Origin of the sequence: Salipaludibacillus sp. CF4.18 (assembly GCF_051262595.1) — a bacterium.
GTDB classification, from domain to species: Bacteria; Bacillota; Bacilli; order Bacillales; family Salisediminibacteriaceae; genus Salipaludibacillus; species Salipaludibacillus neizhouensis.
In genome coordinates this window covers 21,972-37,556 of record NZ_JBIMEV010000006.1, presented here as the reverse complement: position 1 = coordinate 37,556, position 15,585 = coordinate 21,972, and the positions used below count along the sequence as shown (strand labels likewise).

15 protein-coding genes and 2 pseudogenes are annotated in these 15,585 nt (G+C 37.2%); 10 read left to right on the top strand and 7 right to left on the bottom strand.

The genetic code is table 11. From position 1 onward, the window contains the following. Positions 1 to 39 precede the first annotated feature (39 nt). Positions 40 to 915: a UV DNA damage repair endonuclease UvsE gene (uvsE, locus tag ACHABW_RS06045; RefSeq protein WP_435754504.1), complete on the bottom strand. Its 876-nt coding sequence runs from the start codon at positions 913 to 915 to the stop codon at positions 40 to 42. Positions 916 to 1,219: 304 nt separating this feature from the next. Between uvsE and ACHABW_RS06040 the strand changes: the two genes are divergently transcribed. From ACHABW_RS06040 to ACHABW_RS06000, 9 genes and pseudogenes are all read left to right on the top strand, one after another. Continuing rightward, positions 1,220 to 2,191, top strand: a complete 972-nt coding sequence (locus ACHABW_RS06040) for a rhodanese-related sulfurtransferase (RefSeq protein ID WP_435754503.1) — start codon at positions 1,220 to 1,222, stop codon at positions 2,189 to 2,191. A 283-nt stretch (positions 2,192 to 2,474) separates the two neighbouring features. Beyond that, positions 2,475 to 2,951 carry a low molecular weight protein-tyrosine-phosphatase gene (locus ACHABW_RS06035; protein WP_110935158.1) on the top strand — a complete coding sequence of 159 codons (477 nt, stop codon included), beginning with the start codon at positions 2,475 to 2,477 and terminating at the stop codon, positions 2,949 to 2,951. Positions 2,952 to 3,084: 133 nt separating this feature from the next. Next, the gene (locus ACHABW_RS06030) at positions 3,085 to 4,074 is read left to right on the top strand and encodes a class I SAM-dependent methyltransferase (RefSeq protein WP_435754502.1); all 990 of its coding nucleotides are present in this window, start codon (positions 3,085 to 3,087) and stop codon (positions 4,072 to 4,074) included. A 95-nt stretch (positions 4,075 to 4,169) separates the two neighbouring features. Beyond that, on the top strand, positions 4,170 to 6,017 hold the full coding sequence (gene asnB / locus ACHABW_RS06025; RefSeq protein WP_435754501.1) for an asparagine synthase (glutamine-hydrolyzing): 1,848 nt from the start codon (positions 4,170 to 4,172) through the stop codon (positions 6,015 to 6,017). Between the two features lie 324 nt (positions 6,018 to 6,341). Then, positions 6,342 to 7,841, top strand: a pseudogene (locus ACHABW_RS06020) (phytoene desaturase family protein). Further along, positions 7,838 to 8,671, top strand: coding sequence for a phytoene desaturase family protein (locus tag ACHABW_RS06015; RefSeq protein ID WP_435754500.1), 834 nt, complete (start codon positions 7,838 to 7,840; stop codon positions 8,669 to 8,671). The pseudogene ACHABW_RS06020 and the gene ACHABW_RS06015 overlap by 4 nt, the downstream one beginning before the upstream one ends. A gap of 86 nt (positions 8,672 to 8,757) precedes the next feature. Beyond that, positions 8,758 to 9,300 (top strand): phytoene desaturase family protein, encoded by a 543-nt coding sequence (locus ACHABW_RS06010; protein WP_435754499.1) that lies wholly within the window; start codon positions 8,758 to 8,760, stop codon positions 9,298 to 9,300. 191 nt (positions 9,301 to 9,491) lie between these two features. After that, on the top strand, positions 9,492 to 9,629 hold the full coding sequence (locus ACHABW_RS06005) for a hypothetical protein (protein ID WP_435754498.1): 138 nt from the start codon (positions 9,492 to 9,494) through the stop codon (positions 9,627 to 9,629). A gap of 2 nt (positions 9,630 to 9,631) precedes the next feature. Continuing rightward, positions 9,632 to 10,330 (top strand): annotated as a pseudogene (locus tag ACHABW_RS06000) (phytoene/squalene synthase family protein); the annotation flags it as partial. 105 nt (positions 10,331 to 10,435) lie between these two features. On the opposite strand, the gene ACHABW_RS05995 reads toward ACHABW_RS06000, so the two are convergent. The 6 genes from ACHABW_RS05995 to ACHABW_RS05970 form a co-directional block, all read right to left on the bottom strand. Further along, entirely contained in the window at positions 10,436 to 11,917 is a 1,482-nt protein-coding gene (locus ACHABW_RS05995; RefSeq protein WP_435754497.1) for a phytoene desaturase family protein, read from the bottom strand. Then, entirely contained in the window at positions 11,914 to 12,366 is a 453-nt protein-coding gene (locus ACHABW_RS05990) for a hypothetical protein (protein ID WP_435754496.1), read from the bottom strand. Before ACHABW_RS05990 ends, ACHABW_RS05995 begins: the two co-directional genes overlap by 4 nt. A gap of 22 nt (positions 12,367 to 12,388) precedes the next feature. Next, the gene (locus ACHABW_RS05985; protein ID WP_435754495.1) at positions 12,389 to 13,006 is read right to left on the bottom strand and encodes a glycosyltransferase; all 618 of its coding nucleotides are present in this window, start codon (positions 13,004 to 13,006) and stop codon (positions 12,389 to 12,391) included. Continuing rightward, entirely contained in the window at positions 13,003 to 13,275 is a 273-nt protein-coding gene (locus tag ACHABW_RS05980) for a hypothetical protein (protein WP_435754494.1), read from the bottom strand. Before ACHABW_RS05980 ends, ACHABW_RS05985 begins: the two co-directional genes overlap by 4 nt. 84 nt (positions 13,276 to 13,359) lie before the next feature. Next, the gene (locus ACHABW_RS05975; protein WP_435754493.1) at positions 13,360 to 13,728 is read right to left on the bottom strand and encodes a lysophospholipid acyltransferase family protein; all 369 of its coding nucleotides are present in this window, start codon (positions 13,726 to 13,728) and stop codon (positions 13,360 to 13,362) included. Continuing rightward, complete coding sequence (locus tag ACHABW_RS05970) at positions 13,721 to 14,509, bottom strand: carotenoid biosynthesis protein (protein WP_435754492.1); 789 nt, start codon at positions 14,507 to 14,509, stop codon at positions 13,721 to 13,723. The genes ACHABW_RS05975 and ACHABW_RS05970 overlap by 8 nt, the downstream gene beginning before the upstream one ends. 283 nt (positions 14,510 to 14,792) lie before the next feature. Between ACHABW_RS05970 and ACHABW_RS05965 the strand changes: the two genes are divergently transcribed. After that, complete coding sequence (locus ACHABW_RS05965; protein ID WP_435754491.1) at positions 14,793 to 15,536, top strand: SDR family NAD(P)-dependent oxidoreductase; 744 nt, start codon at positions 14,793 to 14,795, stop codon at positions 15,534 to 15,536. Positions 15,537 to 15,585 lie beyond the last annotated feature (49 nt).

Below are 15,585 nucleotides of genomic sequence, written 5' to 3'. Positions count from 1 at the left end.
AATTATATGTCCAAGTTCTCTTTGTGTTGAATTATGAGCCTAAAACACTTCTTTCTTTATTTTTAAAACAGCTTGTTCCTTCATTTTTGCTTCAAGCATAATATCAACATCTTTGCCGTTAAGTGCTAGTAACAATCGCTCAAAATCTTGTTTAAAAACATACTCATGATGACGTCGGTCTGTTTCACTAGTTTTTCCTGAACTAATGTGAACTTTTGGTATGATCGATTCTTGGGACCATGAAGCAAACACTTTGTTAAGCATTGGTTCGAGATCTTTTCCGTTATTATTACAGTTGTGATGGTGGATATCAAAACAGATAGGAATGTTACATAGCGTATGGATATCCAATACATCTTCAAGTGTATATGTAACGTCATCATTTTCGAGACGTAATTTAGACCTAATACGCTCAGGAAGTCTTACATAACTTTCAGAAAATCGTTGCTTGGCTTTACTAATATCTCCATAAGCGCCTCCACCATGAATGATCATATCTGTTCCGCCCATCAAATGAAGAAGCTTTTCATGATAATCCAAGTCAGCTATCGTTCGCTGAAGCACTTCTTCTCGAGGGGTGCTCAATACAGAATATTGCCCTGGATGCATGGATAATCTCATTTCATGTGCAGAGGAGAATTTTTTTATGGTATGAGCGAGGGCAATGACATCTTCATCAAGCCACCATTTCCAAGTTAATATTTCGTGACTTCCTAAAGGTACAATGTCGGAGCTAATGCGATAAAAGAAAATTTTCTGTTGTTCATTCCATTTCAAAGCAGCATATATATTTTCTAAATTGTGTATTGTTAATTCTTTGATAAACGCATCGCCCTTTTTTTCATATGTAGCAAGTCGGCATGTTCTGAATTTTGTTGGCAGAGCAGTATTAATACAAGCATATCCTAAGCGCATAAAGTAATCTCCTAATGGTTTATGTAGTAAAAACTAGCAGTATATTATAGCCTTTCCTGATAAGGTTCGGAAAAGTCTAGAATAATAACAGAAAAACACTTTACACCTAAAAAGTTCATATTTTCAGATGACAAACTGTTTTTCAAAGTACTTACATTATGACTACCCTATTAATGGAATGATCATGCTTAGAAATAAAAAAATAAAAAACACAAAAATATTTTTGTCATACACGCTGATCTTTTGGTATAATATCCTTCGTACTTTATAAATTTAAGATGTTTTGAGCAAAGGTGGTATAAAAATGACTAACCCTTCATATAGAGTGTTACTTTATTATCAATATGTAAAAATAGAAGATCCCGAAGAGTATGCTACGGTGCATTTGGATTTTTGTAAAAGTCTTGATCTCAAAGGACGTATCCTAGTTTCTGCAGAAGGAATTAACGGCACTGTTTCAGGCTCCGTTGAGCAAACACAGGCCTATATAGATATGATGCATGCAGATCCTTGTTTTGCGTCTATGCCTTTTAAGATTGATGAGGCATCAGAACATGCATTCAAGAAAATGCACGTCCGCTACAAACCGGAACTCGTGAATTTAAGCTTGGAGGATGATATTAACCCACTAGAGATAACCGGGAATTATTTGAATCCAAAGGAGTTCTTTGAACAATTAAATCAACCCGAGACTGTTGTCATTGATGCTCGTAACGACTATGAGTATGAATTAGGACATTTTGAAGGTGCTGTGAAACCGGATATTAACTCATTTCGGGAATTGCCTGATTGGATTAGGAAAAATAAAGAACAATTTAAAGATAAGAAAATTTTAACCTATTGTACGGGAGGCGTCCGTTGTGAGAAGTTTTCAGGCTGGTTGATGGAGGAAGGGTTTGAAGACGTATCGCAGCTTCACGGTGGTATCGTTACTTATGGTAAAGACCCAGAAGTGAAAGGTCAGCTTTGGAACGGTAAATGTTATGTTTTTGATGAACGAATCAGCGTTCCAATCAATCAGGTAGAGCATAAAATAGTCGGCCAGGATCATTTTACGAACGAGCCTTGTGAACGATATGTTAATTGTGGAAATCCCGAATGTAATAAACAGATTTTATGTTCAGAAGAAAATGAACATTTCTACATGAGAGGCTGCACACACGATTGCAGAGTTCATTCGCGGAACCGCTATATTAAAGAGCACAATTTACTTGAAGAAGAAGTAAATGAAAGACTTAAGAAAATTAATGAAAAACACAGGATTTCCCAGGGATAAAAGGCATAAGTCTTTTATCTCTTTTTTTAAAATGTAAATTGACAGCTCTCTTTACGCCACGTGTATCAAGGGAAATTCACGCTCCTTTCGAGTAGCCGGTACACGCAATTCAGAGGTGCTACTCGGGTGGCGACAACTAGGAGCATACTCGTGAAGTAACACTCGTGCTTAGCGCGGGATCTTCATTTTTTGTTTACCTCACAGGAGTCGCCAGGAGATTTGCAATGAAGGTTTCTAATCTATACTATATTTATTAGATGAATTGGTAAAGGAGCGAATTGTTGTGGTAAAAGTACTGTTTGTTTGTTTAGGTAATATATGCAGATCACCAATGGCTGAAGCGATATTCCGAGATAAGGTAAAAAAAGAAAATTTACAGCATATTATAAGCACGGATTCAGCAGGAACAGGCAATTGGCATATCGGCAACAGTCCTCATGAGGGGACACTTGATATTTTGGGAGAACATCAGATAAATTGCGAAAATATTATTGCGCGACAGGTAGAAGAAAAAGATTTGCAAGACTTTAACTATATTATCGCAATGGATGCTTCAAATTTAGGTAACCTTCATCGATTGAAGGGTTTTAAAGAATCAGGAGAGGTATTCCGTTTACTTGATCTTATGAATGATTTATCAATCGAAGACGTTCCGGATCCGTATTTCACAGGTAATTTTGTTGAAGTGTATGATTTGGTTGATAAAGGTTGTGAGAAGCTTCTGTCTTATATTAAAAAGAAGGAATCACTTAGCATTTAATAAAAGACGCTACGCGTTTTTGTTAAAAAATACGGTCAAATACTCTATATTTGATCTCTCCAGGTTTGGAAATACAATCTCGAGGGAAACGACCTTTACAGGATTAAAAGGTTAGAGAGGGCCGGTGAGCTAGTTGAGTGAAATAAAAAGAATGCTACAAGCAAGAAATTGGATGAAAAGTAATGAAAACTTTTTAACGACATGGCATGCTCATGTCGGCTATAAATTAAATCTTTTCGAGCACTTTACTGAAAGTAAAACGGTACAAGAGGTTGCAGAAAAATATGATTTAGATGAAACCTTGCTGGAAAGATGGATAGAAGTTGGATTAGAAGTAGGTCATTTAAAAAAGAAGATTTCGGGAAAGATTAAGTCCAAGAAAAAAATGGTGAAGTATGCCTCTGCGAACAGCGATGAATCGGTCGGAATTCTGTTGCGCGAGATGATGGAACTTCATATACCGACATTGTTAGAATATCCAAACTTAATAGAATCTAAAAAGCGAATTACTTACTTAGAAGATAAATTTGCGGATGTCGTCGCTGAAACGTCAACGTTACTGGAAAAAGCTGCAGTTACTCCAATATTAAAGCGAATAAAGCAAAATAATCCAGCCTCAATTATAGATTTGGGTTGTGGTTATGGAGGGTACTTAAAAAGTATTCAATCTAACTTTCCAGACATTCAATTGCAAGGAGTAGAGCTAAATAAAGATGTCGCAAGGATGGCCTCTTCTCGTTTAGGCGATCAAGTCGATGTTTATGAAGGTGATTTGATCGATTACATCGAGAAGTTTTCAGGGAAAGTGGACATGGTGATGGCTCATAACTTGCTTTATTATTTTCCAAAAGAAGACAGAGAAAACCTATTCAAAAAAATTGCAGGTGTCTTAAACAAAAAAGGAACAGTAACTTTTATAACTCCTGTTATAGGTGCAACGCATGGTCAGACGTTTGCGACAGCGTTTAATTCCTTTATGACCGCTCACGAAAATTTATACCCGCTACCTACTATGAATGAACTCAAACAAGATGGTAAAGCTGCTGGTTTTAAAGTTACAAGTACGAAACCATTAATTCGTGAAGGTAGTTGGTATTTGGTTACATTAAAAAAAGTAAAGTAAAAAATCTATCTTACTTGTATTTTGGACAATCCTTGTTGAATAGCATAATTGTAGAGCTTTATCTAGAGCTTTATATTAGAAACGAGGGATGCAACGTGTGTGGAATCACAGGCTGGATAGATTTTAAGCGGGAAATGAAAAACGAAGTGAATGTTGTTAAAGCTATGGCTGATTCACTTGCTCATAGAGGACCGGATGCAGGAACCACGTGGAGCGGAGATCACGTGGTTTTTGGTCATAGAAGATTAATTGTTATCGATCCTGCAGGAGGCGCACAGCCTATGACTCGTGTGCAAAACGGGAAAGAATATACATTATGTTATAACGGTGAATTATATAATACTGATGAATTGCGCAGTGAACTGAAAAACTTAGGTTATCGCTTTGAGTCATACTCCGATACAGAGGTTTTATTAATGTCATATATCCATTGGCAAGAGGGTTGTGTAGAAAAATTAAACGGTATTTTTTCGTTTGCTATTTGGGATAGTGCTCGAGAAATGCTTTTTATGGCAAGAGACCGTTTAGGCGTGAAACCACTCTTTTTTTATCCACTTGAAAATGGTTTATTATTTGGATCTGAGATGAAAGCGATTCTTGCTCATCCACTAGTTAAAACGGAAGTTGACACAGAAGGTTTACAGGAATTACTTGGATTGAGTCCGTCACACACGCCAGGAAAAGGTGTATTTAAAGGGATGAAAGAGCTAAGGCCTGCACATTGGCTCAGGATGACCAGGAATGATACAGAAGTCCGTCGGTACTGGCAGGTTACAAGCGAAAAACATCTAGACTCAGAAGAAGAAACGGCTCTAAAGGTTAGAAAATTGGTGAAAGATGCCATAGAACGACAATTAGTATCAGACTTGCCAATATCTACTTTCTTATCTGGAGGGGTTGATTCAAGTGCGATAACCGCCATATCTCATGCTCATATGCAAAAAAAACACCTTCCAACATTGAAGACATTTTCGTTTGATTACGAGGATAATGCGAAGTTTTTCGTGGAAAGTGATTTTCAGCCCAATTCAGATGCCCCTTGGGTAAAACGAATGACGAATACGTTTCAAACCGATCATCATAATGCAGTGATCACTCAGGATAAACTTTTTACTTTACTTGAAGACTCCATGAGATCTCGTGATCTTCCAGGAATGGCTGATATTGATTCTTCTTTAATGTGGTTTTGTGGAGAGATAAGGAAGCAGGCAACGGTTGGACTTTCTGGGGAATGCGCAGATGAAATATTCGGAGGTTATCCATGGTTTCATCGAGAAGACAGATTAATGAGTGATATTTTTCCGTGGATGACATCCATCAGTGGCCGAGAAAATCTTCTCCGACCTGCTTTGCAAAAAAAATTGCATCTGAAAGAATATGTGAAAGCTCGCTATGAGGATTCCTTGGCAGAAGTACCCCATTTAGAAGGGGAATCAAAAATTGAAGCAAAACGCCGTGGTATGTTTTATGTGAATATGATTTGGTTTATGACGACACTGTTAGAGCGAAAGGACCGAATGAGTATGGCAAAGAGTCTGGAAGTACGTGTACCTTTTGCTGATCATCATTTGGTAGAGTATGTGTGGAATGTTCCTTGGGCAATGAAAATGCTTAACAATAGAGAAAAGGGCTTGTTGCGAAAGGCATTAGAAGGTGTGCTTCCTACAGAGATACTTTACCGTAAAAAAAGTCCTTTTCCAAAGACACACCATCCCACGTATAAAAACCTTGTTACTCAAGCTTTAGACGGGGTGATCAAAGAAAAAGATTCGCCTCTGTTTGATATCCTTGACTACCAGAAGGTAAAAGATCTTGTTGCAACGGAAGGGGCTTCGTTTACAGAACCTTACTTTGGACAATTAATGACGGGACCGCAGCTCATGGCACATCTGTTGCAAATGGATATGTGGTTAAAGCAATATAATGTAAAGATAACTTCCTAATATTTAGGGAATGGACTTATAAGTACTTTTGAAAGGTGGACTTACGGTTATTTTATAACCTGAGTACCACTTTTTTTTCTGTTCATCAGATATTTTTAATTACATAGCTTTAAAAAGTAAAAGTAAATCAGAAAAAATTGATAGAATAATTATTTTTAAGGTGAAAATAACTTCTCTTCTTTCTTTTTAATTGACACATGTGTCGTTTTAGAAGGAAATATATATAAGATAATTTAATGTTTGTATAACCTTTGTTTAATGTAATTGTAGAATGGGTATATAGCACTATTCAATAGAGACTGAAGAAAAACAGAGGTGAAGGGGATGCAAGGAAGAAAGATCGCTATAATCGGAGCTGGACCAGGAGGATTAGCAGCAGCTATGCTTTTGTTAGCCGATGGTTTTGACGTTGAAATATATGAAAAACAAAATTATGTTGGTGGAAGAACATCATCTTTTACGGAAAAAGGGTACACGTTTGATCTAGGACCTACTTTTCTTAGTATGAATCATATTCTAGAAGAAATATTTGAAGCGACAGGTCGTAAATTAAATGATTATTTAACGTTAAAAGAATTAGATCCTATGTATTCATTGAAATTTGACGAGTTGACATTACGGGCAACGCGAGATCCGGTTCAAATGAAACAAAGAATTGAACATCTTTTTCCTGGTAACGGGGACAGCTATTTAAATTTTATGAAAGATACCCGGAAAAAGATGGCCGCTTTAACACCTATTTTACAAAATAAACATTCTTCCTTGGCAGCCTACTTACATCCAAGAAGTTTAAAAGCATTACCACAACTGGAATTAGGTAAATCTCTTCACGATGTTCTGTCAAAGTATTTTGATGATGAGCGTCTCAAACTCTCATTTACGTTTTAATCTAAATATCTAGGAATGTCTCCATGGGACTGTCCAGGGGCATTTAGTATCTTGTCTTTCATGGAACATGAATATGGCGTTCATCATCCAATAGACGGAGTGAATCAATTAACAAAAGCCATGGCTAAAGTTGTTGAAGAACAAGGGGGAAAGATACATTTAGGAGTTGGCGTTAAAAAAATGATTGTTGAGCAAAAATCAGTCGTAGGGCTTGAACTGGATAATGGGGAAAGAATTGCAGCAGATGATTGCATTATGAATGCTGATTTTGCCCAAGGAATGAACCAACTTGTGGATGACAGACATAAACGAAAATTTAAAACGATGAAACTGGAAAAGAAAAAATACTCATGCTCCACATTTATGATCTATGCAGGTGTAAACCAACCAGTTGATTTGGATCACCATACTATTTTGTTTTCGGAGGACTATAAGCGAAACGTCGAGGAAATAACAAAATCGAAAATACTATCGGATGATCCGTCTGTGTATGTACAAAACGCATCAATAACGGATCCAACTCTAGCTCCAAAAGGGAAATCGGCATTGTATATCCTTGCTCCAGTCCCTAATAATTTCAGCAAAATTGACTGGTTGTCACAAAAAGATAACTTTAGAGATGTCATTTTAAATTTAGTCGAAAAACGGGCGGGGATCAAGAATATTAGTAATGCAATCGAAGTGGAGAAAATACTTAGTCCTTATGAATGGGAACATGACAAACATGTTTACAAAGGGGCAACATTTAATTTATCCCATAATTTAGGACAGATGATGTACTTTAGACCTCATAATAAATCTAATGAGTTAAAGAGATTGTGGTTAGTTGGCGGCGGAACACATCCAGGAAGCGGTCTACCTACTATCTTTGAATCAGCACGAATCACGGCAAAGCTTATAACGAAGGCTTATCGTAGAAAAGAGGGAAAAGTATGAGTGCAGCCATAATTGGTGGCGGCATAGGTGGGATGATTACCGCTCTGTACCTGCAAAAAAGGGGTGAAGAAGTAACTATTTTTGAAAAGGAGAATCGACTAGGAGGTCGATTAGCTTATTTTAACGGGCCTGAGGGGTACAAGATTGATGAAGGACCTACGATTGTTTTACTGCCTCATATTATTCAGGAAATTTTAACAGAAGTGAATGTCAATTTAAATAAAATTGAAATGGTTAAAATTGATCCGATTTACCCGCTTCACTTCAAAGATGGAAAGTCTTTTGTGAAATGGAGTGATCGATCTAAACAGATAGAAGAAGTGGAAAAGCATTTTCCAGGTGAAGGAAAAGCTTTTGAATCCTATATGACTAATATGAAAGAACGTTTTGAAAAAGGAAAAAAAGCATTCTTAGATACTTCATTTGTAAATAAACGATCTTTTTGGACGCAAAAAAATATTAGAACACTTTTAAAATTAAAAGCTTATCAAACTGTGAACACACAAACGAAAAAATACTTTAAATCCAAACAATTACAGGAAGCTTTTTCGTTACAAACGCTATACATTGGTGGGTCTCCGGATCAAACACCGGCTCTTTATTCTCTTGTACCTTATAGTGAGCACGAACATGGGATTTGGTATATAAAAGGTGGCTATGCTTATCTGGCTGAGGTATTAACAGACGAGTTAACAGATCGAGGGATAACAATCGAGTACGAATCAGAAGTGGAGGATATCACGGTAGAAGAAGAAAGGGCTACTTCTTTAATAGTTAATGGAAATGCAAGAACATTTGATCGTTATATATTGAATGGTGATTTCCGGTAGCAGAGAAATTAGTTAAAAAAGAGTCTAAGAGAAAATTCATTCCATCCTCCGGTTGTTTATTAATTTATTTAGGATTGAAGGAACAATTGAAAACAAACTATGTTCACCAGTTTTTCATGTCAGATAGCTTAGAAGAACAAATGAAAGATATTTTTATAAATGAAAAATTAGCAACAGACCCGTCTTTTTATTTATTTTCACCGTCCCTAATTGATCCCTCACTGGCTCCAGAAGGGAAAAGTGTAGCCTATATGCTGGTACCTGTCCCAGATTCGACAGATATTTCTAAAGAAGAATATGCGAATTACGCCGATAAAATTTTGGGAGAGTTAAAATCACGTCTTGATCCGCAGCTCGAAGAAAAAATCGAATGGATGGACATTCGAACTCCTCATGAGTCGAAACAGGAGGGATTATTTGAGGGGGGGAGCTTTGGAATAGCCCCGACTTTATTTCAATCAGGCGTATTCAGACCACAGGTAAAACCTTTTTCCATGGAAAATATTTATGCTGTGGGAGCTTCTGTTCATCCCGGTGGTGGAATTCCGATTGTCATGCAAGGAGCAAAACTATTAGCAGAATATATAGATGCTGAAAATTTTGCTAAAGAGAGTTCACAAGAATTATAGTTTTAAAAGTATAAGATGACTGCTATCTTCATGCCGCACGCAGCAAGGGAAACCCATCCTCCTTTCGAGTAGCACCTACACAGATTACATAGGTGCTACTCGGGGTGGCGAAAGATCCACTGTATTTAATAAAAGACGCTTAGCGTTTTTCTTAATAGATTCAAACCTAGAATAGGAGGAGGACCCTCAAGTTGAATATAAACGAAGCATATGAGGATTGTCGTCGTGTGATTGAGTATCATTCAAAAACGTTTGCAAAAGCTTTTCAACATCTTCCCAGAAAAAACGTCAAGCTGTTTGGGCGGTTTATGCTTTTTGCCGTACTGTAGATGATATTGTCGATGAAGGGGACAATCCTGAAGAAGAGTTAGAGGAATTTAAAAGGCAATTTGATCAATTTTTAGGAGGGGAAGTATCTGAATCCTATTCGCTTTGGGTCGCATTAGAAGATACTTTCCAAACGTTCACCTTTGATCCCGAACCTTTTCTTGACATGATTAGAGGTCAGGAACAAGATTTGCGAAAGAGAAGATACGGTTCAGTAGGGGAAGTATTAGAATATGCTTATCTTGTAGCAAGTACAGTCGGATTGATGCTATTACCGATTTTGGCGCCAGGTAAAGAAGAAAGATTAAAACAGAGCGCTGTACATTTAGGTTATGCAATGCAAATAACTAACATATTAAGGGACATTGGTGAAGATTTAGAAAGAAATCGGATCTATTTACCTAAAGATATGATGGATGACCACCACATTTCTGAGGAAATATTAGCTAATAAAGAGGTAACGAAGGATTTCAAAGCAATTTGGGAAGATCTTGCCGAACGAGCGGAATTATTTTATCAGAGCGGGCTTAAGGATATGAGTGTCTATCCTGTTTACTCTAGAATTCCTGTAAGGGCAGCTGCATATTTTTACAAAGAAATTCTTAATTCTGTGCGAGCAAATGACTACGAGGTATTTCATCAGCGAGCGATTGTGACCAGCGAAAACAAGCAGCAAATTATGAAAGAGATGGTAGATGTATAGGCGAAAAAAGGAAAGAGGTAAATATACCTCTTTCCTTTTCGCCACCTTCGCTTCTTGGAGTAGAATCGGGGACCATTCATTGAAAGCGAGCGATCATTCCAAAAATTAATGACGATGGTTTTTAGTAATGAGGTTAGCGATATTTTGACCACTTAATACAACCATAGGAGATCCACCACCAGGGTGCGTACTTCCTCCGGCAAAATACAAATTATGTATGTCTTTAGAGCGATTGTAAGGGCGGAGGAATGCATCTTTACGTTTATTGGAGGCTAGACCATATAAAGCACCTCGATAGGCGTTGAAGCGTGAAGAGATCTGTTTAGGGTCAACAACCTTGGAATCAATTAAAGAAGAAGTAATGTCTAGCCCTCTTTGTTCTAAACGAGTGTAAATTTTTTCTTCGAACAACTTTGGATCTATTTGTTGAGTTCCGTTTTTACGGAGCGGAGGTGCATTTACTAAAATATAAATATTATCTCCATCTGGTGAAAGAGTTGGGTCTGTTTTAGCAGAGGTACATAAATAGATCGAAGGATCAGAGCCATATTTACCGTTATGGAAGATGTCATTAAATTCTTCTTTTATATGATCACCAAACATAATTTGATGATGATGGAGATCAAAGCGTTTCGATGTTGCAGCCAAAATAACAAAGGCAGAAATCGATGGTTCAAGTTTGTTGACTTTTTTATTGGAAAAGGATGGACGTTCATTTTCTCGTATTAAACGAGGATACTGACTTAATAAATCACCATTTAATACAAAAACATCTGCTTCGTAATATTCTCCGGCATTCGTCTCTAATCCAGTAATTTCACTCTCTTTTGTATGTATTTCTATCACTTCTTCATTTTCAATTAGCGTCACACCTAACTCTTTTGCAGCTTGAACAAAGCCTTTTGCAATATTGTGATTGCCGCCTTTAGTAAAAAATACACCTTGGCTTAATTCTAAATGGCCAATGAGCGCAAATGTTGCCGGAGCGTTGTATGGGGAGGAGCCGATATACGTAGCATAGCGATTGAATGCACGGATAACACGCTCATCTTTAAAAAAGCGCCGATGAAAATGATCAAGGTTTTCGATAGGGTTCGCAGTAAGCATTGCTTTTGTTAAAGGCAGTGATAAATAGTCTTTCCAAGAAGAAAAAGTACGGTGCAAGAAATAATTATTGGATAGTTTATACAGTCGTTCCACTTCTTTTAAATAGGCTGGATAATGTTTTGCAGCATAGCTGTCTACCGATGCAAGCTCAGAGATCATTCTTTCTTTATTCGAGGAAAAATAAAACGAGGATCCATCCGGAAACTCATTTTTAGTATGGGTGTCAAGCTTGATAAATTCAAAATAGTCGTCGGGGTTAAGACCAACATTTGAAATAACATTCTGAAAAACATGGGGCATGGTGATCACGTTAGGGCCAAAGTCAAATCGGTGAGTACCCAATGTTACTTCATGGAGTTTACCACCAAATACACTGTTTTTTTCAATAATCAGAGTGTCAAAGCCGTCAAATTGAAGTTTGATTGCTGCGGATAACCCGGCAAGTCCGCCGCCGATAACAATTGCTTTTTGTTTTGTCATTGATATGTTCGTCCCTTCCAGGAAAATCCTCGTTTAAATATACCTAAATAAGTGGAAAAGCATAAAAGTGTGATCATGCCCATTGCAGAAAATGGAATGAAAAAACAAAGCCACTTTTTTTGGTGAGTCATGAAGTCCACGATTCCTTTAATAATAATGGAACAAATAAATGGTAGAACCCACATATAGTTAGCTGTCACAATTCCCCATATTGCAAAAGGGAGCGGCATAACAAAGAAACCAAAGTAAAAAAGGATTAGGATAACTACGAGAAACGGATTTCTGCCAAGACCCGGAAAGAGGTTCTTTGAGAATCCATCCCATACTACTTTACTAGTATTATACATGTAACAGCGGACAGTATTAGTATTGTTAACGAGAAGAGCCTTGTAGCCACGTTTATTAATATTTCTCGTAATATGAATATCTTCTACAAGAGAATCTTTCACCGAACGATGCCCATCAATCGCGTCATAGGCACACCTCTTGAATACCATGAGCAGCAGTAGCGGCAGGCCAAGTTGTCTTATTTGCAAGAAGAATAGGCAAGTGCAGAAACACAACAAAGTGCTGCATCGGCACGAGAAGGTGACCGAGGATACTTTTTAACGGGTAATTCGGAAAACCGGTGACAAGTCCTGTGTCTTTTTTAAATGCCATTAGACTTCGTTGAATCGTCTCAGGATGTACGCGGACATCGGCATCTAAAAATAACAAATAATCGCCTGTTGCTGCTTCGGAAAGTTGATGACAGGCATGTACTTTACCTACCCATTTCTTGGGTAACGGTTTCCCTTCAATCACACGATAGTGATTATCTCCATGTATCGCCTGATGAAGAAAGGATGTAGTATTGTCAGTGGAATTGTCGTTCAAAAAGATGTATTCTGTATTTTTATACGTTAGAGCCTTTAGTGAATCAATGAGGGAAAAGACATTTTCTTCTTCATTTCTGAGAGGTATGAGGACAGAAACTTTTGGTAGCTCTTTATACTTTATCTGGGTTTTAAGAGAGGGAAGAGAAATCCCGTTCAGACCTGTCCATCCAATGAGTAAAAAAAATACAACCAGGTAACCTGTTAGAATCATAGCTTCTCCCTCCTTATGTGTTTTTTAAATGCTTCCCAAGTTTCTCCAATCCCCTTTTTCCCTTCTAATAAAACGTTGAATAACTGAGGCTCATCAGCCATGACTCTAGTTTTAAGAGTGTCTAATAAGATTTCGGTTTCCTTTTCTAAATAATGTGTCTTATCTTTCCTTGGTACTTCTTTCGGAATGGATAAAGGCTGTCCTATATGAACATACCACTCTGGGAGCTGATGATGAAAAAAACCATGGTAAAAAGCAATTGGAATCATTGGAACTGTTGGATTTTTCTCATGGAGATACGATGCCCCTGAGAAAAAAGATAAAGGCCGTTTATCTATATGCGTTTCCTGTCCTTAAGGAAATAAAAACAAGTGCTTATTTCGGTTTAATTGTTCAGAAGAATATTGCAAGGAAGTCACTAAAGAGTGACGTGATTTTGTATCAATAGAATAGGCGCCTAACTTACTGAAGAAAGGAAACCGATGCAATCCATCCGAGTCCATCATAGCTATTGCATCCAGCTTCAGCAAGGACTGGTTTAAATAAAAAAGAACTAAAGCATCCCACCAAGAGCTATGGTTTATAAAGTAGATACCGTTATTTTTAGCAGGGAGATAGGAGTCCTTTGTTATGTTTATTTGGTGAAAGGACTTTTTTAATAAACGTTGATTATAGAGATGAAATACTTTTTCAAACGACGTCTTTCGGTTCGCTTTAATCATGAGTTTGAGACCTTGTTAAAACAATGTATACCGACACATAGGATAGTAATGTGATAGCTGATATGAAAGAAGCGAGCCATAAGCCATTTACGAAAGCGAGTATGATGAACATACCAGCCATCATGATATACAAAGCTACAATCCTGCTAGTCCAAAAACGAGAACCAGTATTTTCCCATTTGCCAGAGCGATGGAACAATCCATAGATTAATAGATGAAGGATGAAAGATAGAATAAACCAGCCGTAAAAATTTGAAAATGGTATATTGTAATAAAAGCCACCTTCATTCCATACCCAATATCTCTTCACAGCATAAGCAACAGGATCGATAATCAGATCTAAGGAGGTTGCTATTATTCCCCCGTAGAAGGCATATATGAAAGCTTTAAAGCGCGGGAGAAGGTAAACCATAGGTGCTGCAAGGACATGAGATGTAGCCATGACCATAAGCCATGCAAATCCTATCGTAATTGGAACTCCAATCAATTTAAAACCAAAATCAGTTTCATATGTATAATCCCCGAAAAATAATCCAGTATGAACACCGAAGCTCTCGATGCCCATGGACATAAAGAAAATGATGATGACAATGAGTACACCTCGTAAGTAATTTTCACTACGAAGGAAATAGACGATTCCCAACAAACCTGAACTAATAAGGAAAACTACGTTTGCCCACTCTAACCATGGGGGAACTAAATCAAAAGATAGTAATATTAATCCGATAAAATACCAAACTAGAAAAAATCGAAAAAGAATAATGTCAAATTTATTTGCCACATCGTGTCAACCCCTTAACAAGCAGTATGATCAAAAAAGGAGGTAAAAAACTCGCAGATAGTACAGTAATAAATACCCTCAGGAACTTTGTTCTTTCGAGTTATTTTGCTAAAAAGAAAAACTACTTTTCTTATGCAAAGGTAGTTAAAGTATATCTAAACCCGAAAATTTTGTACAATAGTACAACTCAAGACAATGAAGCAGATAATCTGATTTGTAAAATAAAGAATTTAATAAAAGACGGCTATGCCGTTTTTCCTAATAAAAACAAGGAGAGATAATCATGCAGAAATGGCAGGGAAAAGAAATTTTAGTTACAGGTGGAGCAAATGGAATCGGAAAAGCTATTGCAACGGCCTTTTTGGAACAAGGTGCGAAAGTTTGGATCATTGATAAGAAAGAAGAAGCTGGGAAAGGATTAGTAGCACGATTAACTGAAAAAGGATATCATGCTCGTTTTATAAACGTAGATGTATCAAAAAAAGAAGAAATATATCGGTTATTCGATAAGTTAAAACAAGAAAATGTCATTCTTGATTCCTTAATAAATAATGCAGGAATTTCATCTTTTATCCCACTTGATGAGCTTACAATGGATCATTGGGAAGAAGTAATTCATACAAACCTTACAAGTGTAATGCTTTTCTCAAAATTGGGTTCTAAACTCATGCATAAAGGATCCTCTATCATTAATATAGCTTCAACTAGAGCTAGTATGTCTGAGCCTGGAAGTGAGGCATATGCAGCGTCAAAAGGAGGCATCATTGCTCTAACTCATGCTTTAGCTTCGAGTTTAACAGGATTAGGTATACAAGTGAATACAATAAGCCCCGGGTGGATTCAAACGGAAAATTATCAAGAATTAAGAGAAAAGGATCATAGCCAGCATTGGTCGAATCGGGTTGGCACTCCAGACGATATCGCCAGAGCTTGCTTGTTTCTAGCGGATTCCAAAAACGATTTTATCAATGGAGAAAATATTACTATTGATGGCGGCATGACAAGGAAAATGATCTACAATCATTGAAATTAATTCACAACAGGGGTATCATCAATGATGATGTTAATTAGAATGA

Bases quoted from the DNA above. Each gene is read 5' to 3' on its own strand.
- uvsE (WP_435754504.1), bottom strand. From the start codon at position 915: ATGCGCTTAGGATATGCTTGTATTAATACTGCTCTGCCAACAAAATTC.
- ACHABW_RS06040 (WP_435754503.1), top strand. From the start codon at position 1,220: ATGACTAACCCTTCATATAGAGTGTTACTTTATTATCAATATGTAAAA.
- ACHABW_RS06015 (WP_435754500.1), top strand. From the start codon at position 7,838: ATGAGTGCAGCCATAATTGGTGGCGGCATAGGTGGGATGATTACCGCT.
- ACHABW_RS05995 (WP_435754497.1), bottom strand. From the start codon at position 11,917: ATGACAAAACAAAAAGCAATTGTTATCGGCGGCGGACTTGCCGGGTTA.
- ACHABW_RS05985 (WP_435754495.1), bottom strand. From the start codon at position 13,006: ATGATTCTAACAGGTTACCTGGTTGTATTTTTTTTACTCATTGGATGG.
- ACHABW_RS05980 (WP_435754494.1), bottom strand. From the start codon at position 13,275: ATGATTCCAATTGCTTTTTACCATGGTTTTTTTCATCATCAGCTCCCA.
- ACHABW_RS05975 (WP_435754493.1), bottom strand. From the start codon at position 13,728: ATGATTAAAGCGAACCGAAAGACGTCGTTTGAAAAAGTATTTCATCTC.
- ACHABW_RS05965 (WP_435754491.1), top strand. From the start codon at position 14,793: ATGCAGAAATGGCAGGGAAAAGAAATTTTAGTTACAGGTGGAGCAAAT.